This is a genomic window from Marinibacterium sp. SX1 (genome assembly GCF_050389775.1).
Classification (GTDB): domain Bacteria; phylum Pseudomonadota; class Alphaproteobacteria; order Rhodobacterales; family Rhodobacteraceae; genus Marinibacterium.
Genome location: NZ_CP177144.1, coordinates 1210458 through 1231340 on the forward strand (window position 1 = coordinate 1210458; position 20883 = coordinate 1231340).

At 69.1% G+C, this 20883-nt stretch carries 13 protein-coding genes; 4 read left to right on the forward strand and 9 right to left on the reverse strand.

Features of this window, described 5'->3' with window-relative positions; translation table 11 throughout:
- The first annotated feature begins 160 nt into the window (after window positions 1-160).
- Window positions 161-1360, forward strand: coding sequence for a hypothetical protein (locus tag ACK3BB_RS05490; protein ID WP_428927718.1), 1200 nt, complete (start codon window positions 161-163; stop codon window positions 1358-1360).
- A gap of 83 nt (window positions 1361-1443) precedes the next feature.
- Here the strand turns inward: ACK3BB_RS05490 and ACK3BB_RS05495 are convergent, their stop codons facing one another.
- The gene (locus tag ACK3BB_RS05495) at window positions 1444-2439 is read right to left on the reverse strand and encodes a hypothetical protein (RefSeq protein WP_428927719.1); all 996 of its coding nucleotides are present in this window, start codon (window positions 2437-2439) and stop codon (window positions 1444-1446) included.
- A gap of 130 nt (window positions 2440-2569) precedes the next feature.
- Here ACK3BB_RS05495 and ACK3BB_RS05500 point away from each other — a divergent pair, with 130 nt between their 5' ends.
- Window positions 2570-4699 (forward strand): hypothetical protein, encoded by a 2130-nt coding sequence (locus tag ACK3BB_RS05500; RefSeq protein WP_428927720.1) that lies wholly within the window; start codon window positions 2570-2572, stop codon window positions 4697-4699.
- A gap of 139 nt (window positions 4700-4838) precedes the next feature.
- The gene (locus tag ACK3BB_RS05505; RefSeq protein ID WP_428927721.1) at window positions 4839-6125 is read left to right on the forward strand and encodes an NAD(P)/FAD-dependent oxidoreductase; all 1287 of its coding nucleotides are present in this window, start codon (window positions 4839-4841) and stop codon (window positions 6123-6125) included.
- A 42-nt stretch (window positions 6126-6167) separates the two neighbouring features.
- Here the strand turns inward: ACK3BB_RS05505 and ACK3BB_RS05510 are convergent, their stop codons facing one another.
- The 7 genes from ACK3BB_RS05510 to ACK3BB_RS05540 form a co-directional block, all read right to left on the reverse strand.
- The gene (locus ACK3BB_RS05510; RefSeq protein ID WP_428927722.1) at window positions 6168-8117 is read right to left on the reverse strand and encodes a glycosyltransferase family 32 protein; all 1950 of its coding nucleotides are present in this window, start codon (window positions 8115-8117) and stop codon (window positions 6168-6170) included.
- Between the two features lie 405 nt (window positions 8118-8522).
- Window positions 8523-8828 carry a hypothetical protein gene (locus tag ACK3BB_RS05515; RefSeq protein WP_428927723.1) on the reverse strand — a complete coding sequence of 102 codons (306 nt, stop codon included), beginning with the start codon at window positions 8826-8828 and terminating at the stop codon, window positions 8523-8525.
- 167 nt (window positions 8829-8995) lie between these two features.
- Complete coding sequence (locus tag ACK3BB_RS05520) at window positions 8996-10762, reverse strand: dynamin family protein (protein WP_428927724.1); 1767 nt, start codon at window positions 10760-10762, stop codon at window positions 8996-8998.
- 10 nt (window positions 10763-10772) lie between these two features.
- Window positions 10773-12893: a dynamin family protein gene (locus tag ACK3BB_RS05525; protein WP_428927725.1), complete on the reverse strand. Its 2121-nt coding sequence runs from the start codon at window positions 12891-12893 to the stop codon at window positions 10773-10775.
- Window positions 12890-14179 (reverse strand): hypothetical protein, encoded by a 1290-nt coding sequence (locus tag ACK3BB_RS05530; protein ID WP_428927726.1) that lies wholly within the window; start codon window positions 14177-14179, stop codon window positions 12890-12892. Before ACK3BB_RS05530 ends, ACK3BB_RS05525 begins: the two co-directional genes overlap by 4 nt.
- Window positions 14176-16134 (reverse strand): dynamin family protein, encoded by a 1959-nt coding sequence (locus ACK3BB_RS05535; protein ID WP_428927727.1) that lies wholly within the window; start codon window positions 16132-16134, stop codon window positions 14176-14178. The genes ACK3BB_RS05530 and ACK3BB_RS05535 overlap by 4 nt, the downstream gene beginning before the upstream one ends.
- A gap of 150 nt (window positions 16135-16284) precedes the next feature.
- Window positions 16285-16641 (reverse strand): roadblock/LC7 domain-containing protein, encoded by a 357-nt coding sequence (locus tag ACK3BB_RS05540; protein WP_428927728.1) that lies wholly within the window; start codon window positions 16639-16641, stop codon window positions 16285-16287.
- Between the two features lie 756 nt (window positions 16642-17397).
- Between ACK3BB_RS05540 and ACK3BB_RS05545 the strand changes: the two genes are divergently transcribed.
- Window positions 17398-19686 (forward strand): class I SAM-dependent methyltransferase, encoded by a 2289-nt coding sequence (locus tag ACK3BB_RS05545; RefSeq protein WP_428927729.1) that lies wholly within the window; start codon window positions 17398-17400, stop codon window positions 19684-19686.
- Window positions 19687-19763: 77 nt separating this feature from the next.
- Here the strand turns inward: ACK3BB_RS05545 and ACK3BB_RS05550 are convergent, their stop codons facing one another.
- On the reverse strand, window positions 19764-20774 hold the full coding sequence (locus tag ACK3BB_RS05550) for a hypothetical protein (protein WP_428927730.1): 1011 nt from the start codon (window positions 20772-20774) through the stop codon (window positions 19764-19766).
- Window positions 20775-20883: the final 109 nt, after the last annotated feature.

The following is a 20883-nucleotide window of genomic DNA, read 5'->3' on the forward strand; positions in this document are numbered from 1 at the left end:
GGGCGGGACTTGCGGGCCATGCGGTCGGACCGGGGGCGGTGCGGGCGGACATGACAATGGTTTGACTGGCGGCCGTCCTGGGATAAGACCCGGCCCGGGGGACGGGTGCCGGTGCGGTGCGAGGCGACGGGCACGGGGCGACAAGGACGAGGTCGGGCCTTTGGGCAACAGGACACTTTACCTGCACGTGGGGCAGGGCAAGACGGGCACCAGTTTCATCCAGGCGACGCTGGCCCATGCGGCCCAGGCGCTGGACGAGGCCGGGATACATTACCCCGACCTGCGCCCGGCGCACCGGCGCGCCCGGCAGGACCGGAGGCACTGGGGCACGAACGGAGGCAACGGCGTGGAATTTGCCCGTGCCGATGTCGATGACGTGGTGCCCGAGGGTACCGGCCGCATCCTGGTCAGCTGGGAAGGGTTCTATCGGGCGCTGGCCGTCGACGCCGGGGTAGAGATGAGACCGGACGTGCGGCTGGGCGCGGCCCGGTTCCAAGCGATCACGGACCGGCTGCGGCGCTTTTGCGCGCGCAACGATGTCGGCCGGGTCGAGATCATCCTGTTCCTGCGCAATCCGGTGGGCCAGCGGGTGGCGCGCTACCTGCAATCGGTCAAGGGCCAGGGCGCGACGCGGGATATCGAGGCGGCCTTTGCCGAGGCGCCCGACCTGTCCGAAGAGCTGGCCCTGCTGACCCGGCCGATCGATCTGCCCGATCCGCATCTGCACGTGTTCAACTATGATGTGCACAAGGCGGACCTGATGGCTCCGATCGCCGGCGTGCTGGGAGTCGGGCGCGAGATCTTTGCAGGCGATGCCGGGCGGCAGGTGAACCGGTCGCTCAGCAGCGCCGAGGTCGAGATGGCCCTGGCCTGGAACGAGAGCCTGGGCCAGACGGCCGCGCCGCTGACGGTGGCCCTGTGCGACGAGGTGCCGGCCACGGGCCAGGCCCGGCTGGCGCCGTCGCGGGCGGCGCAGGAAGGGCTGATGGCCCGGCTGGCCGGCCAGGTGGAGCAGGTCAACGCCTGCCTGCCCGAGGGCGAGCGGCTATGGGCCGATTACGTCGAGCCGCCGGGCGATGGCGAAGAGGTCACGGTGACCCGGGCCTACCTGCGCGGGCTGGGCCGGGTGGTGGGACAGTTCAATGCCCGGCAGGGGGTGGAACTGCAGGCCTTCCGCACGCAGAACGCCCTGTTGCAGCTGCGCTGTGCGCTGCTGGAGAAACAGGCCGGGCAGGCGGGCCCGTTGCTGGAGGCGGCGCGCAGCGAGATGCGCGCGCTGGCCGCCATGCCCGGGGGCGAGGACAAGGCCGCCGATCTGGCCCCGCACCTGGAGCGGCTGGCCGGGGCGATGGGGCGCTAGCGGCGACAGGCGCGCAGCCTGCTCACCGGCCCCGGGGGCGGGTCCGCTCGCCATGTCCCGGAGGGCGCGGGTCGGGCGGTGACTCAGGCGGCAGCCTGCAGGTGCCGGCAGAGTTCCAGCCAGAACCCGGCGTTGATATCCTCGCGGTGGACACGGTCGGACCAGTCGGGGAAATCCAGCGTGATGTCCTGGCCGACCTGTTGCAGCCGGGCGCGCAGGCGGTTGTTGTGCGGGGTGAAATGGTCCCGGGTCGGGGCGATCTCGGCCCGCGAGAAGAGCGTCGTGCGCAGGTCGCGGCCGAAATGCGTCCGCAGCGCCGCTTCGGCCCGGGCGACCAGAGCGGGCGACAGGGCATGATCGGGCTGGACCAGCCGCGCGGCCAGCACGGCCAGGGGCTCGGCCGAGCGGTTCGACCACGACCCGGGCTGCAGCCCCAGCGTGTCGATCGACGCCCCGGGCCGGGCCTGGGCCAGCAGGGCATCGACAACGCCATTGGGCCGGCCGGCCAGCTCATCGTAGTTCAGCACGGTGACGGCCTCGGTACCGAACGCCCCGGCCAGGACATCGAAATACTGGGTGAAATCGGTCAGGGTGCCCAGGGAGCCGCCCTTTTCGCAGGCATCGGCCAGGCTCTGCGAGAACGGTGGCACCGCCCGTTTCTTCGCAATTTCGAGGTAGATCGATTGTATCAGGGCAACCTGGTTGCGCAGCATGCAGACCACCACGCGTTCGTCGAAGGGCGCGGTCAGCCGGGCGAGCCAGGCCATGCGGTCGGCCACGTCGCCGCCATGCTTGGACAAGACCTCGCTGCTGATGATCACCGTCCGGTCCGAGCAGGCGTGGTCGCGCAGGATCTTCTGCCACAGGGCGTCGGCCCCGCCGTCAGGGCTGTAGGCCAGCGGCAGGAGGCCCGACATCTCGGCCCGGCCGCTGAGCAATTCGTGGTGGCCGGTGCCGTATTGCGGGCGGGGATAGACCAGACCGGTCTCGGCCAGGCGGTCGATATTGGCGCAGAGCGTGTCCTGGATGGAAGTGGTGCCGGTCTTGTGAATGCCGACATGAAGAACAATGCGGGACATGACGCGTCTTTCCGGGTTCCGGCCGTTCGGCCGCTTGCTTTCCTGTACGGGTTTGGCGAAAGCGGTGCAGTGACCGCGTTCCGGGGCTGACCCTTGCGCGGGTAAAGATCAGAAATGGGTGGAGCAGACAATGAGCCACGATCAGCAAGTGCGGGAAACGGTCGAAACGGCCTTTGATGCCGCCTATTACCTGGACCGCTACCCGGATGTGCGTGGCGCCGGCATGGATCCCGTCGCCCATTACCTCACCCATGGCTGGCAGGAAGGCCGCGACCCGTCGGCCGAATTCTCGACATCGGCCTACCTGGCAAGCTATCCCGACGTGGCGGCCAGTGGCATGAACCCCCTGTTCCACTATGTCCGGCATGGCCGCAAGGAAGGGCGCAAGCCCAACCCGGCCACGGCCCGCGGGGGCATCGACCCGGCGCGGCTGGAACAGGTCATGGCCCTTGTCGCCCACGAGGTCGATCCCGATTTCTACCGGACCCAGAACCCCGACGTGGCGGCCGCCGGCATCGACCCGGTGCATCATTTCTGTGCCCATGGCTGGCGCGAGGGCCGGGATCCGGGGCCGCGGTTCTCGCTGGCAGGTTACCTGGCCCTGCATCCCGACCTGGCCATGCGCCCGCGCAACCCGCTGGAACATTTCGTGCTGGCCGGCGGCTCGACAGAGCGGACCCCGGTGTTGCGGGGATGGCGGGGCGCGAACGACGTGCCGAACCTGCGCGAGGCCTCGGTCGAGCGGATCAAGCTGGCCCGGCCCTATTTCGACGTGGCGTTCTATGCCGCGCAGATGCCGGCCGATGCCCCGGTCGCGGACGGCCCGATCCATTACATCGCCGAAGGCGCCGACCAGGGCCTGGACCCGCATCCGGCCTTTTCGACGCGCTACTACCAGGATGCCCACCCGGATGCCTGCCAGGAAGGCGTGAACCCCTTTGTCCATTTCATCGAGAGCGGGCAATACGAAGGCCGCCTGCCCAATGCCGGTCTTTGCGGGCCGGACCCGGAGACCGGGCTGATGGATACCGACAAGAGCCGCCTTGCCCGGGACATGCGCCTTGTCGCCCCGCATTTCGACGCGGATTTCTATTGCCGGACCTACGGGCAGATGGCCGATCCGCTGCACGATTATTGCACGACCGGCTGGGCCGCCGGGCGCGATCCGTCGCCCGGTTTCTCGACCCGGGCCTATCTCGATGCCCGGCCCAGGGTGGCCGAGGCGGGGCTCAACCCGCTGGTCCACCACGTGATCTTTGCACCCTTCGTCGCGCGGGACGCGGCCGAGGTCGACCACGAGCATTGGCACGGCAGCTGGCTGCACATGCTGAACGGCTTCGGCATCGACAGCCCGCTTTATGCCCGGCTGAGCGCTTTGCCCTTCGACGACATGATGCAGGCGATTGCCACGCCCGGGCCGGACGACCTGCTGAGCGGCCAGCGGCCCGACATGGACAAGGTCGCAGAGCTGAACAGGCAGCTGCATGCCGACCGGCCGGATCTGTGGGACGCCCCGCAGGACGAGATCGGGCGCAGGACATTTGCCCTGTCCGGGATCCAGCACCTGGTGGCACGGCACCTGGGCGCGCTGCCGGACGATGCCTTTGACCGCTGGTACCGGGTGCGGGGCGGCGACGCGCTGCTGGCCTCGGTGGCGGCCGGGCGCAAGGTGCTGGTGGTGGGTGGCCACGTGGGCAACGGATGGAACGTCATCCAGTGGCTGACCCGGCAGGACGTGCCGGTGCTGAACGTCCAGGCCGGCTGGCAATTCCGGCCATCGGCCGGCGGGCGCCCGCACAAGGCCCAGACCTTGTCGGTCGGGTCGATGTTCTATGCCGCCGTGCTGGCCGGGGTCTGCAAGGCACTGCGCGCGGGCAGCCTGGTCCACATGCTGCCGGACGGCGGGCTCGGCAGCGGCGGCACGGCGCGGCGGTTCCTGGGGCGCGAGATGGTCTTTCACGAAGGTTTCGCCTATGCGGCCCATGCCGAGGCCGACGAGCTCTGGACGGTGACGTCGGTCCACCTGCCCGACGGCGTGACAGAACTGACCTTCGGGCGCGAGCTGGGCGAGATACCCAAGGCGCTGCCGAGGGCCGAGGCGATCGAGGTGCTGATGCTGCGCTATGTCGCCTTTCTCGAAGATCTGTGGCGCAGCGAGCCCGGCAATGTCGAGTTCCCGGCGCTGGTGGCCAGGGCGGGCCTGCCCGCCTGGTCCGGTGAAGAGGCCGCCGCCGACGGATCGGCGGGCCAGTCGCGTTGAACAGCGGTGGGGGCGTTGTAGGGGCCGCCTCCCCGGCCGGGCGTTGCGCCCGTGGCAATTTTGAATTGGACGACAAAATGAACAGATACTTTTTGATTTCGACGCCGTTTTCATTCCACCCCGGCATGGGGCGCGGGGCATGAGCGCCGCAGTGACGGACCGGGCCGCCCGGCGCATCGCGGTTGTCGGGGCCGGTCCGGCCGGTTCGACCACGGCCATCCGCCTGGCCGGGCTGGGCTATCGCCCGGTGATCATCGAAAAGGCCGAATTCCCGCGCGAACATATCGGCGAATCCCTGACCGGCGAGGCCGGCGTCCTGCTGCGCGAGCTGGGGCTGGGCGATTTCATGGCCGAACGGGGCTTTCCGGTCAAACGCGGGGTCCGGGTCTTTGGCAAAACCGGGCAGGCCGAATTCTGGGTGCCGGTCCAGGCCGTGGATGACACCGGCCAGATCATCGAGGGCGAGACCTGGCAGGTGCGGCGGCCCGAGCTGGACGCAAGGTTGCTGCAGGCCGCCTGCGACGCCGGGGCCGGGCGCATCCTGGCCGAAGCCCGCGAGGTGCTGCGCGAGGGCGACCGGGTGACGGGCCTGCGCCTGCGCCACGCGGACGGCCGGGTCGAGGACATGGCTACCGACATGGTCGTCGATGCCTCGGGCATGTCGACCTTCCTCAGCCGGATGGGCGTCTGCGGCCGGCGCCAACGCGGCGGCTATGACAAGCAAGCGGCGTTCTACGCCCAGTTCACGGGCATGCGCCGCGATCCGGGGGCGCTGGGCGACAACACCATGATCTTCTATTCCGGGCGCAACCGCTGGGCCTGGTGCATCCCGATCAGCGAAACGGTCACCAGCATCGGCGTTGTCGTTCCGGGCGGCGAATACAAGGCCGCCGGCCTGACACCGGCTGAATTCATGAAGGCCCGGCTGGCCGACCTGCACCCGCTGGTGGCCGAACGCACCACCGCGGTCGAACAGGTCTCGCCGGCCTGGACCGCGTCGAATTTTTCCTACGAGATCGAAGGCTTTGCCGGGCCGGGCTATATCTGCGTGGGCGATGCCCACCAGTTCACCGACCCGATCTTTTCCTTCGGCGTGTCGAATGCCATGCAGGAGGCCTTTCGCGCCGCCCCGGTGATCGATGCCTGCCTGCAGAGCGATGCAGGCCATTGCGCCGAGCTGATGGGCGCCTACATGCGCGAGCTGTCCGAGGGACAGTCGCGGATCAGGGACATGATCGACACGTTCTGGTCCCATCCGCTGGCGTTCCTCAAGATCGCCCATGCCGATTACCGGCACGAGCTGGCCGAGCTGTTTTCCGGCCGGATCTACGGCGACCGGCCGGGGCGCCTGCACGCCCTGCAGCAGATGCAGCGCATGGCCCGGATCGGCCGCGGGGACCCGGACGACCTGGCCGCCAGCGCCTAGGGCGGGGGTGGCCGGGGCCTTGGCCCGGGGGGCGGCCGGCGCCTAGGCGGGTGCGGGGGCAAAGGCCCGGGCAAGGGCGCGGGTGATCGTCTCGCCCGTGGCGCCGAACCGGTTGTCCCAGTAACGCGGGGTGGATTTGTACGGCAGCTTGATATGCGGATAGACCGCCCGGCGCATCTCGATCTCGGGCCGGATCAGCAGGTCGGCGGCGATCTCGGCATCATCGGCCCGGGTCAAGTAGATGGCCACCGCCCGGGTCATCAGCCCCGGCCCGGTCTTGGACCACGGCCCGTCGTTCTCGCGCCCGAGCAGCGAGGCCAGGGCCAGCTCGCGGGCGATGTTCAGAACCGGGTGGCCGGCGCGGGCGCAGATCAGGTTGTTGGCCAGGGCGCCATAGCTTTCGCGGAACAGCAGCAGGCCCCGGCCATGATCGAGCAGCACGTCGGGCCGGCCGGTCAGGCGGTCATCGGCATCGGCATAGATGCCGCCTTCGGCCAGCAGCAGGCACAGGCGGAGAAAATCGGCGCCTTCGGCGGCATGATTGGCCAGCCGGAAGGCCCGGGCATGATCGCGGTCGAACCGGTCGGTCAGAAAGGCCGTGGCCCTGGCCTTGTCGAACCGCTGATAGGCCAGCCCGGGGCGGTTCTGCCAGCTGTCCATGATCCGGGCCAGGGCCGGGGGGATCTCGGGGCTGTCCCAGTATTGGAAGACCTGGCGCGGGATGACCGGCGGGCGGGTGGCAACGCCGCCGCAAAGGCGGGCCAGCCGGGGCTGCTGGTCGTCGAGGATCTCGCGGGCGGCAAAGTAGAACGCCCGGGCGCCTTCGGCCGGTTCGGTGCCGAATTGTCGCCAGAGCCGCAGCTCGTTGAGCACCGAACCGACATGGGTGACGCCGAAATGGGCCAGCACCTGCCGCCCCCGGCCCATCGCGGCACCCACCGCCGGCACAAGGGCCTCGGCCCCGGCCAGGTCGCCCCGGGCAAAGCAGATCTGCAATTCCATCTGGGGGATGCTGCGCCGGCCGGCCAGGCTGGCCAGCTGGGTTTCCAGCGCGTCCAGGTCGCCAAGCGCCGAGGCCAGTTCGAGCCGGGCGTCGGCGGCCTCGTGATCGGCCATTCCGGCGGTCCAGGCCGCGACCTCGGCCCGGGCGTCCTCGGCCCGGCCGCTGGCGATGCAGCTGCGGATCAGCAGGCGGCCCAGGGCCTGGCCATCCTCGCCTTCGGGCCAGCGCCGCCGGCACAGACGCAGGTAACGCCGGGCGAGATGCGGCTCGGCGGCGTCCAGCAGGGCCTGGGCCAGCAACCGCGCCTCGGCGGCATCCCGGCGCGGGCCGGTTTCGCGCCGCGCGGCGGCCAGGGCGGCCAGCGGGCCGTTGGCCTGGTGTTCAAAGGCCACGACAAGCGCGGCGTGGTCTTCGGGGCGCACGCGGGTCAGCAGGGCAGAGCGCACCTGCTCGGCAATCTCGGGCTGGCCGGTGGCTGTGGCCATCTGCATCAGCCGCAGGGCCGAAGCGGATGACAGGCTGTCCATCCGGCCGATCCGGTCGATCACGGCGATGATGATGTCCGACAGGCCCAGCTTGTCGGCGGCCGCCGAGAGGCGCAGCAACTCGCGGTCGTTCAGGCCGCAATCGGCCAGGTCGGGCGGGCCGGCGAGATGGGCAACCTCGCCTTCGGTCCGTCCGCAGGCCACGCAGAGTTCGAGATAGTTCATCACGATGCGTGCCGGCGGCGGGCCATCGGTCGTGCGACCGGCCAGCCAGGCATCCATCAGGGCCAGCGCCCCATCATGATCCTGGCGCACCCGGGCGGCATTGACCCGACCCATGAAGGCGCCCTGGTGGGCGGGCTGTTCGTCGAGGATGCGGCGAAAGATCCTGTCGGCGGCGGCCGGATTGCCCTTGGCCATCTGGGCCCAGGCCCGTTTCATGCGCGTGGGAATGGGCGGCCGGGCGGGCGCGCCTGGGCCCTGTGTCTTTCCGTCTGCCTGCATCGCCGGCGGTCCTCGTCCTTCACACATGGCCGGGCGGTCGGGCAGGGCGGAGCTGCGCGGACGGCCGGTCACCTGGCACCAACTATGGGACAAGCCGGACGGAGGTGCCATCAAAACCCGCAGCCCGTCGATGCGCGGCGTGATCGGGCTGTCGTGCCGGGCGCCGGGGCAGGGTGATGTCATGTCTGCCGGGGGGCGACCCTGGTCTGACGCGGCGCGCAAGAACGGCCCTGGCGCGGACACAGGTAACGGGCCGTGACCCTACGTGGACCCTACGTGGACTCCGGGCATCGGCATTGGGCCGGCGTGGGTATGGGGAGAGGGCGGTTGCCTGACGTGGGCACGAGGTGTGGCCCAGGCAGGACCTGGCCTCGGGACATTGGCCCTGCGCCTGCCCCGCCCAGGTCAGGCTGCGACGGGCGTGCGGCCGGCGGGGGTGTCCAGGGTTTCCAGCTGGCCTTCGAGCAGGCTCAGCCCCCGGGGCTTGCGCTCGCGGTAGCGCAGGATGCGCTTGAGTTCGGGGTAATGGGACCAGTCCCAGGACGAATAGGCTCCGCCATCCACGCAGGAGACATGGCGCATGGTGTAGCCGAACCGGTCTTCGCAGACGACCTCGACAATCGTGCCGCGCCGCACCGGGCAGCCCTTGCCGTCATGCATGACCCAGGGGCCCCATTCCTGATCACCTTCACGCTGCCATGATGCGGACATCCTGCTGCCTCCCGGTTGCCGCGGTCCCATCCCGTGAACCGCCTGCCTCGAAAGGATAGGCGGACCGGGGGGCATGGCAACAATCGTTCCGGCGACAATGTGGTCGGAAAAGGGAAACGATGCGGCAGGATCGTGTGGGCGGCCTGTCGGCCGCCGGCGGTGAGGCGTCAGCCGGCCTCGCCCAGGCGGGCGAGACGGGACAGGGCGGATTGGGCGATGCCGTGGTTGGTGACGGCGGCATCGACCATCAGGAAGATCAGGCCGAGGCCGGGCAGGTCCTGGAACAGCACGCGGTTGCTGTGGGTCGACAGCACCAGCGAGGACATCGGCCCGCCGGGCCCGTCGGGCGGGAAGGACCGGGCCAGGTCGGCGGCCGTGCGCTGGCAGAAGGCGGCGATGCCCCGGCAGATCTCGGGATCGCCCGACAGCACCTGGCAATTGCCGTCGCCATGCGGGCAGAAGCCCATGACCGGCGTGCCGGGCAGGCTGTCGGCCACCTGGCGCAGGGCATCGGCCTGGATCTTGGCGATGACCGGGTCGGCGGGGGCGGGCTGCGGGGTGGCGGTGGGCTCTGCGGGGGCCTTGTCCTGCCGCGGTGTGGCGGAGGGCGTGTCGGAGGTTCGGACCTTGGCCGCGTCACCTGCGGGTTGCGCCTTGGCCGGGGCCTTGGAGCCGGTCTGTGCAGCCGGGCTGGCCTTTGCCGGTGTGGCGGATTTGGTCTGGGCCGATGTGCCGGGCTTGGCCTGCGACGCGGCGGGCTGTGCGGGATTTGCCTGGGATGCGGCGGGTTTCGCAGCGGCTGGCGCGGCGGGTTTGGCATCCGACACGGTGGGTTTGGCAGCGGCCGGAGTGGCTGGTTTGGCGTCCGATGCGGCGGGTCTGGCGGCGGCCGGTGTGACGTCTGACACAACGGGTTTGGCGGCTGTCGACGTCGTGGGTTTGGGCTCAGACGCGACGGGCTTGGCCGTGGCGGGATTGGCGGCGGCCGCGACGGTGCGGGCGGCCTGTTGCTCCTGCCGGGCGGCCCGGGCGGCCTTGCCCCGCCGGCCGCCACGGGCGGCTGGGGCGGGCGGGGTGTCCGGCACGGGGTGCGCTGCCGGGATGGCCTGCGCGGGGCGGGCCGGCTGTGCGGCTGCGCGCGGCGTGGCCCGGAAGACGGCCAGCTTCTTGGCGTCGTCGGGGTCCAGCTCGCCCAGCGACACCTCGATCTCGGGTTTCCAGGCCAGCGGCGGCATGCCGGCGGCCAGGTCGTTCAGCGCGGCCACGATCCCGGCCCCGCCGGTGCGTGCCCAGGCCTCGTCCGACGCCGCCGACTGGCCCAGGGCCGCGCGCCCGCCATGGACAAAGATGCAGCGCCCGAAATAGGCCGCCGTCTCGCGGTCGAGCCGGTCCTTCATCCGCGCCCGGTCATCGTCGCAGCGCAGCTTGTCGGCCCGCGACACCGCCAGGATGCAGCTTTCCGGGCGCAGGCCCAGGGCCTCGACGATGGTCTTTTCGGTCAGCCGCCAGGCCTGCGAGGCGATGGTCACCCAGATCATCACGTCGGCCGACCGGATCAGCTCGACCTGGGCATCGCTCAGCTCTTCGGCCTTGGTCAGCGGCACCTCGACCAGTTCCAGCCCCTTCATGTGGGCGTGATCGGACCACAGCCGCAACCGGGCGGCATTGCGGAACAGGTCGGGATCGCCGTCCAGCCCGGTGGTCGCGCGCGTGCCGTTGGCCTGCAGGATCTCGGCCCCCGGCCGGGCGCCGTAGCCGGCCACGACCAGCGGCCGGCTCTGCAGCCCGATGTTGTCGGGCAGGAAGCGCCCGCGCAGCAGCATGTTCAGAACCGTGGATTTGCCCGAACTGACCTCGCCGCAGATCGCGACACGAAGGGGCGGCGTGGCATCGTCTTCGGCGGGGATCCCGACGTCGGGCTTTTCCATCAGCATGTGCGGTTCCTCAGGCGGCTTCGGAGAGGTCGGACCGGGACAGGGCGCTGTCCAGGGCCGACAGGTTCAGCAGGCGGCGTTCCAGCACTTCCATCTTGCTCTGGATGCGGTGGACCATGGTGGCCTGCACTTGCGGATTGGTCGCGATCTTTTCCATCTCGGCCTTGTCCTTCTTGAGCCGGTGCAGGCGTTCGGCCAGCGAGCTGTCCATCATCCGCATCAGCACGTCGATGCGCGACATGCCGGCCGAGGCCCGGTCGGCCTGGGCCTCGTTGAAGGCGCCCAGGATCTTTTCGACGGACGGGCGCAGCTCTTCGGCGGCGATCACCCGCAGGGCGTCGAGCGATTTCTCGACATTGACCGACGGCTTGCGCCAGAACGCCCAGCCCCGGTCGGCGATCAGGCCCACGCGCAGGGTGCGCCTGGCCAGGGTCAGGGTCGAGGTGAATTCCTGGTAGGGCAGCCCGTCGAGCGAGATATTGGCCGTCGGGTCCTCGAACGTGTCGCGGATGGCCTGGCGGCAGGCATGCATGCAATTGCTCAGGGCCACGTCGGTGCCAGCGCGCGATTTCTCGTAGCTCTGCATGACCTCGCGTTCCAGCGCGGCCTGCAGGGCCGTCGTGTCGATCTCGACCGACTTGGCCGTCGCGCCGCTGACATTGGTGCGGAAGAGCGTGTCCTGAAAGGTTTCCTTCTGCGCCTCGACAAAGGTTTCGATGCAGCGGTTCAGGCTGGTTTCCAGCCCGGTCCAGACCTTGGACACGATCTTTTCGATCTGGGTGTCGGCGTCTTCGACATGGGATTCCATGCGCTGCTGGATCGTCCGAAGCCCGTCGATCTCGGCTTCCAGCTCGCCGACGGCCGCCTCGGCCACGTCGGTGCGGATGCTTTCGACCTGCATCTGCAGCGAGTCGCGTTCGCGCCGGGTGACAAATTGCATGCCGTTCAGCTCGGCCCGGATGTCGCCCAGCAGCTGGCCCAGCTGGCGGCTGCCGACGCCGTTGTCGATGACCGACGACAGGGTGGCCTTGACCTCGGACAGGCCCGAGGCCAGCAGCAGCCGGTCCATCCGGTCCGCGGGCACCGTGCCGTGTTTCGACCGGATGTAATCGGCCAGTTCCTGGGTATCGACCCGCTCGCGGGCGGCCTCGGCATCGGCGTCGCCGCGCAGCACGAGATCGGCCAGGTAGGCGCTGCCCGCGACCATGCGGAACTCGATCTCGGGGATGGCCGCGCGCAGCCGGCGCGAGACGTCGTCCATCACGCGGGGCACTTCGACGCTGTAATCGTCCAGCTCGTCGATGCGGTTGACGAAGATCAGCACATCCTTGGATTCCTGCTTGGCCAGGATGCGGATCAGGGCGATGTCGACATCGGTCAGCGGCTGGTGAGCTGACAGGACGACGACGAAGACATCCGAATTGTCGAGGCTCCGGCAGGTGAATTCGTCGCGCACCAGGAAGGGGTCGTTGACGCCCGGCGTGTCGGTGATGATCGTCGGCACCTGGAATTCGGGCAGGCGCATGTAGACATTGGCCACCTTGGTCAGCGCGGCATAACGGCCGAGGGCCTCGCGTTCCAGCCCGGCATCCGAGCCCGGCCCGGCACAGACATAGCGTTTCAGCAGGTCCGGCGAGAGGAATTCGTACTCGTGGTAATTGCCGAGCAGCGTGTGGTAATGCCGGCCCAGCCGGCGGTGGGCCCGCTCGCGCATTTCCTCGCTCTGCTTGCGCAGAAGCTCGGTGTCGAAGCCGGGCAGCAGCTGTTCGGTCAGCTCGCGGATCTTCGATCCGCCGTTGATGATTTCCTCCCAGTCGTCTTCGGCAAAGAATTCGAACCGGGCGCCCGAGGGCGGATCCTGGGGCAGGTTGACCCGGATGTTGGTGACCACCGAGGTCCAGGGATTGACATCCGAGGGCAGGAAATCGTGCTGGTGGATGAAGGCGTTGAGGAAGGTCGACTTGCCGGCCTTGACCTGGCCGATGACGGCGACCCGGGCGGCCCAGTCATCCAGCCGCTGGCGCAGGCCGTCGACGTTCTGGCGCATCTTGCGGTCGACCACCCCGTCGAGGGTGTTCAGCGTGTCGCGCAGGAAATCCAGTTCCTGCCGTTGGTTGGGAGCGATTTTCACGGTTGTCTCCTGCCGATCAGTCGAGCCAGGAGCGACGGGTTCGCATCGGCCGGCGTGTCGTGGTTGTCCGGGGTCGGGGTGGCGCCGGGCCCGTCGAGGGCCATCAGCAGCTGTTCGACCCGGTGGAGGATCGCCGGCGCGTCGGTCCGGTCGAGGTCCCGGGACAGGTTGGCCCAGATGGCCCGGGCCCGGCCGGTGGGCGCGGCGCCGCGGACCGGCGCGGGGCCGGTGGGCACCGGCAGCTGCACCAGCTGGCCGGCTGGCCGGGCGCGACGCGCGGTGGCGGGCGCTGGAGGCTGGGCGGTGTCCGCTGCCGTGCCGGCCGGGGCGGGCCGGGTGCGGTCGGCGGGGGCGGGCCGGGTGCGGTCGGTGTCCGGAGCGGCGGGGCGCGGGGTGCTGCGCGCGGCGGCGGGTTCCAGCGGCGCGGGGCGCCGGGTGGCCGGGGCGTCGCCCGGGCGGGCCGTGGCGGCGATGCGCCGGGGCTGGGCCGGCTCGGCCCCTTCGGGGCGCTCGGCGCGGGACGGTGCCGCGGCCCGGGCGCCGGTGGGCGCTGCCATGGCCGGCCGGGCATTGGCGAAATCCGACGGGATGCGGCATTCGGCGCCCTGCAACGGGTCCAGCGACCGGGTCAGCCCGTCGAGATGCGCGCGGATGCGCTCGATATCCGCCGCGTCTTCCAGCGAGGCCATCAGGATCGTCGGAAAGATCTCGCCGGCCTCGCGGTTCAGCCGGCGCAGCACGCGGTTGGTGGCCGTCTCGTCGGGCAGCCGGTCGGCATGGGTGGCGATCAGCGTGGCCTTGTCGCGCAGCCGGTCGGGCATGTCGCGCCAGACCGATTTCTCGCTCTGCCGCCAGGCCTGGGTGGCATTGGTGCACCAGACCAGCGCATCGGCATAATCCAGCATCCGTTCCCAGCTTTCCGAGGGAATGTTGGGATCGGAATTGCCCGGCGTGTCGATCAGCTCGAACCGGTCGAGCAGGGGCGCGGGATGGCAGAGCACGCAGTAATGGGTGTCGTCGACACCGGCCTCGGCCAGGGTGTCGATCCGCCGGCTGGCCCCGTCGAGCCCGACGGCCAGCCCGGCCGGCGCGCCACGCACCATCCAGACCGGGGGCAGGGCCGTCGAGGTCACGTTGGACGGCAGCACGCGTTCGCCCAGCAGCCCGTTCAGCAGCCGGGTCTTGCCGGCGCTGAACTCGCCGGCGATCATCAGCCGGGGCTTGCGCGACCGCTCGGCGGCGGGCGGTTGGGCATCGGCCGGGGGTCTTTGTCTCAGGCGTCTCATGCGGTCAGTTTCCCCAGTTCGAGATCCGGGCCATCCTGCCCGCCATCGGCCAGCCGCTGGCGGATCGCCTCGCAGAAGCTGGCCTGGTTCATGGCAAAGCTGTCGATGATGTCGCGGGTGCGGGCCGCGGCGGGATCGAAGAAATCACCGATCAGCTCGTCGATCAGCGGCGAGGTCTCGGCCATGATCAGCGCGTGATAGCGTTTCTGGGCGGCATTGGCCTTGCCCACCCGCCAGTAGCGCCGCCACCAGCTGCCCTGAAGATCCAGCGACAGGATGCGGGCCAGGACGGTCGGGGCCTTGTGCTGGGGCTGTTCGGGGAAATCCACCGATCCGCCGTCACGATACACGCCCAGCTCGTCTTCCAGCACGATCTGCACGCCGTCGAGCACCCGGTCGAAGCCGCTTTCGCCTTCGCGGCGCAGCTTGGAACAGAACAGGGTGAAGGCCGTCTTCATCATCATGCGCAGGCCGGCCGGATCGTGGTTCCAGGTGCCGATCTCGCCGAAGGTGTCGATATGCGATTGCAGCGCGGTCAGGGCCGAGGCGACGAAGGTATCGCGCGCCCGGTCCAACCGGTCGCGCAGCTGGTCGCGCAGGGCGTCGACATTGGCATCGAACTCGGCCAGCACGTCCTCGCGCATCACGTCCAGCCGCACGGCCAGCGCCGGTGCGGTCAGCTCGGTCGAGGCCAGGCCCTCGCTGCGGTGGCGGGCGGCGGATTCCACCGTCTCGCTCATCTCGATGATCGTCTTGATCTGGCTGCGCACGTCGTTCAGCACGGCCTTGCCCGGCCCGTCGACAACCCGCTGGGCAATGGCCCGGTGCAGGTCGAAGATGCCCGAGGCTTCGAGCGCGCGGCGGCGCAGCTCGTCGAGATCGTCGGTGTCGCCGTCATGCAGGCTGGCCAGGGCGGCCCGGCTGGCCGGGGCCATGGCCGCGATGTCGGTCTGGGCGGTCTGCGCCCAGTAGCCGCTGCCGAACATGATCTCGACGGCATCGGGAATGCCCAGCCGGCCCAGCGTCGCCCGGATCGAGGCTTCGATCCGGGGCCGTTCGGCGCCGGGGTCGGCCAGCTCGTCGATGCGGTTGACGAAGATCAGGACCTCGCGGGCCTCGACGCTGCAGATGATGCGCAGCAGGGCCAGGTCCATCGTCGACAGGGCCTGGTGGGCCGACAGCACGACAACGCAGACCCGGCTGTCGCTGATCGCGTTCAGCGTGATCTGCTCGCGCATCATGAAGGTGTCGTTGACGCCCGGCGTGTCGCGCAGGCACAGCCCGCGGGGCATCTCGGGCAGGTCGACATAAAGATCGGCCGACTTGGTGATGTCGGCATAGACCCCTTCGGTCGCACCGTCCGCCAGGTCGTCGGGATCGCCGTAGCAGATATAGCGGTCGATGGTCGATTTATCGAGCGAGGGGAAGGCATGGCTGCTGCCGAGCAGCCGGTCGAATTCGTCGCCCAGGCGCTCTTCGGTCGTGCGGCGCATGTCGGTGACCTGGGCGCGGACCTCGTCGGCCTCGCCTTCGAACCCGGCCCGGTCGGCCATTTCGCCCAGCCGGCCGCCGGTGGCCACCAGCCGGTCCCATTCCTCCTGGTCAAAGAACCGGAACAGCGCGCGCATGTTGGCCGGCCGGTGCCGGCTGTTGAGGTGCAGCCCGGTGATGACCGAGGTCCAGGGATTGACATCCGATGGCAGCAGGTCGGGTTGGCCGATCAGGGCGTTCAGCAGCGTGCTCTTGCCGGCCTTGACCTGGCCGATGACGCTGACCGACGGTTCAAAGGACCGGATCTGGCCCAGGACATCTTCAACGGGGTCTTCGACAAAGCTCGGGGCCCTGTCGGAAAATCGCACGACCGCGTCTTCAAGGGCATCGAGCTTGGACCACAGCTCGTTGAGCTTCTTGAAACTCTCGCGATGCCGTTCGCGAAGGAATTCGGCGTCGGACATGGTAACCTTTCTGCCAGAACGGGCAGCATCGCGTGAGTGTGCGAGCGTTACATGCCGATCCGTGACAGTTGATACGTGGAGACTTGTAGGGCTGGGGGGAGGCCCGCCGGGAAATACGGGCGGGCCACACCTTTCGCTCTGCGCGAGGTGTCAGACCCGCAGGGTGCCTTCGGCGTTCTTGAGCGCCAGGCGGGCCATGCCCAGGTTGGCCGTCTTGCGGTCCACGGCAAGATAGACAAACACGGCCGGGTTGGCGGTCAGCGGGCGGATCAGGTGGTACTGGGTGCCCAGGGTGATCAGGATGTCCTCGATCTTGTCTTCGAGGCCGAGGGCGCGCATGGCGGCATTCTTGGCACGCACGACTTCGGTGTTGGCGGCGCCGGCGGCTTCCAGGTCGAAGGGCACGCCGCTGGTTTCGCTGGCCAGCATCAGGCCGGTTTCACTGTCGACGAGGCATGCGCCGATGAAGCCTGCGAGGGTCTTGAGGTCGGAAATGTCGGTGGACATGTGAGTGATCCTTGAAAGAGTTAATGACCTTTCTCTGATCAAGGCTGTTGGTCAAAATGTGGCTCAATGTGGCCATTTGATGGAAAATTGTTCCGAAAAGCGCAGTGAAGACAGGGGCTTGCCGGCGCGATTCCGGATGGCCCGCAGGTGCCCGCCCAGCCCGGTGCGGGTGGGCCCGCGGCGCGATCGGGGCGCCGTGACATCCCGTTTTAGGTGATAGTTCACGTAGATTCAGCGCCCTAGGTCGCCATGATGACTGTGGCAATTCGGTGGCGAAAGCAGCGGCAAAAGACCGGCCGTCGGACAATCGCAAGGGTTGTGCGCCCTTCCGCTTGCGGCGGGATCGGGGCGGGGAAATCCGCGCAAGGGCGCTGCCAGGACGCGGGAATCGGCCCATCGCGGGGCGCAAAACGGTGTGATTCCGGTATTGCGCGGGGGGATTCGGCGGGATCGTGCCGGGCCGCTGGCCGGGATTTCCCGCCTGTCCCGGCGGTTCCCGCATCCGGGAATTGTATGCCGGGTGCGAACGCGGGGCGATTGCCTGCCAAACCGTTGATCCCGGGCGGATAATCGGGGCCGCAGATGGTACGCAGGACGCAGTAAGTGGTTGACATGACGATGACATGCCCAGAGGGTTGCGCCCGCGGACCCGGATGTTTTCACCCCCAATCGGGCCGGAGTAACAATTAGAACGGGGCAAGTATCTTGCAAGATAATGATTTCGCCGGTTTCTGCTCGATCTGCGGAAACAGCGGCGTGTTCACCCGTGGCGACGAACGGTCGCTTCGTGAATCCTATCCCTGTCCAAGCTGCCGGTTCACGGTGCGCTGGCGCGATCAGGCTGGCGTGATCGTCGACGAATTCGGGCGCGGCCAGGCCATGTCGATCGACCAGCTGGTCTCGCGCGGGCTGCTGCAGGACGTGTCGATCTTTGAACCGGCCCTGCGCGGGCCCTTTGTCCGGCGCATGTCGGGCCTGCCGAAATACGTGCAGTCCTACTTTCGGCCCGACCTGCCCCTGGGCGAGGTGGCCGATGACGGGGTCCGCAACGAGGACCTGACCAATCTCAGCTTTGACGAGAACACCTTCGACCTGATCATCACCAGCGACGTGATGGAGCATCTGCCCAATATCGAGGATGCCTTTGCCGAGACGCTGCGGGTGCTGCGGCCCGGCGGCATCCACGTCTTTACCATTCCCAACGATTACCCCTTCCCCGACCGGATGGAACCGCGGGTCGAGATCCGCAACGGCCAGGAGATCAACCTGCGTCCGCCGCGTTACCACAATTCGGGGGACGGGTCGAAATGCCTTGTCTACACCGATTACGGGGCGGATGTGTCGGACATGATCCGGGCGCTCGGCGGCCGGCTGGCCGTGGTTCGGCGCAGCGGGTTCGTCGATCCCTGTTACACCAACGCCACCTTTGTCATGCGCAAGATCGCGTCGTCGGGCGCCCGCCGTCCCGGTTCGGCCGAAGCCGCCGCCGCGGCGGCCACCCCGCCGCCCAGCGTCAGCGACACGCCGATGATCGGCGGCCAGCCGGCGCTGAAATGCCCGATCTGCGACGGCACGGCTTTCGAGGATTTCAACGGCCGCGAGAACGCCCGCTGTTCGACCTGCCGGGGCGTCGAGCGCAACCGGCTGATGTGGATGGTGCTCGACAAGCTGGGCGGGCTGGTCGAGGGCAAGCGCGTGCTGCACGTAGCGCCCGAGCTGGGCCTGGCGCGCAAGTTCGTCGACCTGTCGGGCGACAAGTATCATGGCACCGACCTGGACCCGGAACGGTACAAGAGCAAGTTCACCACGATCCGCAAGCTGGACCTGTGCACCGACCTGGCCGACATCGCCGACGACAGCTATGACCTGATCCTGCACAGCCACGTGCTGGAACACGTGCCCTGCGACATCGGCGGCGTGTTGCGCGAGATGGATCGCATCCTGGCACCGGGCGGGCTGCATTTCTTCTCGGTGCCGATCCGGGGCGACAAGACCATCGAAGACCTGTCGCCCGACCTGACCGACAAGGAACGCCTGACCCGGTTCGGCCAGGAAGACCACGTGCGGCTGTTCGGCGGGCGCGACCTGCAGGACCTGCTGGCCGAGGTCTGGGGCGAGGGCAAGCACCTGATCGAGCCGGTCGAGCTGTTTGCGAAGGACGACCTGCGCCGGGCGGTGATCCCGACCGAGGCCTGGCAGGGCCTGACCGGGCACAGCATCTTTCATTATTGCAAGGGCGCCCGCCCGCCGGCCGAAGCCGCGGCCGAGGCGTTCCGGGCCAGCCGCCGCCCGGCGGTGCCCGCCTCGGTCGCCGAGCGCACGCCGACGACCGATGGCACCGAGGGCGGCTCGCCGGTGTCCAAGATCATCCTCGGGGTGCCCTTCCTCAAGCGCGACAATGCCTGGCCCGAATTCCCCTGGGGCGAACATGAGCCGTTCCACCTGGCGCTGGATGCCAACGGCCGGGGCGGGCGCGAGATCATCCTGCGCGAGATCGCCGACAAGGACGTCAAGCTGATGGCCGAGGTGGGCTGTTTCCTCGGCGGGTCGTCGTTGCACTGGCTGCGGTCCAAGCCCGACCTGACGGTGATCGGCGTCGATCCCTGGGACGGCAACTGGGCGGCCTATATCGAACAGATGGCCCAGGATCCGGTGATGTCGCGCCATGTCTGGCACATGTCCGACGAAGAGATCACGCGCATCGTCGCCCTGCTGCGCCGCCATGGCAATTTCGGCGTCGCCCTGAACAACCTGCGGCTCTACAAGGAACGGTTCGTGCCGGTTCGCCGGCCGTCTCCCGAGGCGCTCTATTACCTGGCCCAGCGTGAGATCCCGCTGGACATGATCTATATCGACGCCTTCAAGCATCGCGACGACCTCGACGCGGCCCATGCGCTGTTCCCCGATGCGCTCCTGTGTGGCGACGACTGGCTCTGGCCGGACGAGACCGGCGCCTTTGTCATGCAGCGGCACATCAAGGAATTCGCCCATGAGCACGGGTTCGAGGTCGAAGCCAGCCGGCAGTCCTGGGTCCTGCACCGCTGATGCGGGCGGTGGGGGCGGGGCGGCCTGATCCGGCGGCGCGGCTGCGGCCGGCCGGCCGGGGCGCGCGCCGCGTGGTGTCAGAGCGGTTCGAGCGTCAGGATCGGGCCGATGTAGCTGCGCAGCGGGGCGTCGCGTTCGCCCTTGATCAGGGTGATGTCGTCGGCCGGGGCGGTCGGGCCGATGGTCAGCCGGTCCACCGGCAGGCCCCGGTAGAAATCAAAGGCCAGCACGCCGATCCGGGGCACGTAGCTGTGCGGGTCGATGGTGGCCAGGGTCAGCGGGGCCTCGGGCTGGCCAGGGGCCGACAGGGTGACCGGCGCGCGGCCGCCGGCGGGATGGAACAGGTGCACCAGCCCCTGGGCAAAGAGCGGTTCGTCCAGCGCGATGACCTCGGTCTCGCCGCTGTCCAGCCGGGTGAAATCCAGCGCCATGTCCGAGATGTCGAAACTGTCCCGAGGCCGGCCCGGAAGGAACGGATCGAGGCTGGCCCGCCGGAACTCCGGCCGGGGCAGGCTGCGGGGCGCGGGCCGGGGGCGGTCCATCTGCTCCAGCAGGAAAGGCGCCAGCGCCTCGGCCATCACCGCGCCGCCTTCGGCCGTGGTATGCACGTCGTCGCGCAGCCAGCCCTCGACCGTGGCCTGCCCGTGACGGGCGACGAAACCGGCGGCCAGGTCGATCAGCGGCAGGTCCAGCTCGGCGCAGAAACGCCGCACAAGGTCGTCGAAATCCAGCACGACCGGCCGGTTCCAGCGCCGGTAATGCAGCATGAAGATCGGCATGGCGCCCATCTCGCGCACGGCCATGACCATGTCGGCCAGGTATTCCCGCCCGCGCGCCTCGGTCGACAGCGGGTGCATGGCAAAGGCCGAGGCATTGATTTCCAGCAGCACGTGGCTGAACGGGCCCATCCGCTCGCCGGCGATGCGCAGGTAGGGCGGCACGACCTGCGGTTGCAACGCGCCCAGGCCCAGCCGGCGCACGTCGATCTCGGGCGCGGCCTCGGCCAGCCGGTCGATCGTCGGCTGGGTAAAACCCGACTTGGTGGCGACGTTGGAAAACCCGAAAATCAGCAATCTCTGCGGTGCCATGGCGGCCTGCTCCCTACCTTTACCTGTACTGGGATGCCCGGGCCGGTGCCCGGCAATCGGGCCGGGCGGGCGGGCATGGCGGATGCAGACCATCCGCCGGGCGGAATGA